The organism is Zoogloea sp. LCSB751, assembly GCF_002028455.1.
Lineage (GTDB): Bacteria > Pseudomonadota > Gammaproteobacteria > Burkholderiales > Rhodocyclaceae > Zoogloea.
Genome location: NZ_MWUM01000128.1, coordinates 1 through 302, shown reverse-complemented (window position 1 = coordinate 302; position 302 = coordinate 1). Strand labels below are relative to the sequence as shown.

Sequence of the window (302 nt, the reverse complement as noted above, 5' to 3'; positions counted from 1 at the left end):
TAATCATGGCGCGTTCTGCCGCAGGCCAATCTTCTTCGGCAATGGCAAGTGCGCCGATGAGGGTGTGTTTTTTGGCGGAGCGGCGACGCCAATGCTGCGGGATAAAACGGCTACGAAGCAGCAGATTAATCACAGTGATCACTAACCATTCCAGCACTTGGAATAGCGCATAAAACACGATTAACATGACGATGCCAAAAACTAAACTGGTCTCAAGCTGGTAATCACCCGCGGCAATATACACATAGCCAGTATTGCCAACAATCCAGGGGCTGATACACAGGCCTAAAAGTATAATACCA

At 48.7% G+C, this 302-nt stretch carries 1 protein-coding gene; it reads right to left on the bottom strand.

From position 1 onward, the window contains the following. A partial coding sequence (locus B4920_RS26040) for a heme biosynthesis HemY N-terminal domain-containing protein (RefSeq protein WP_139379660.1) occupies positions 1 to 302 on the bottom strand: 302 nt, incomplete at both ends.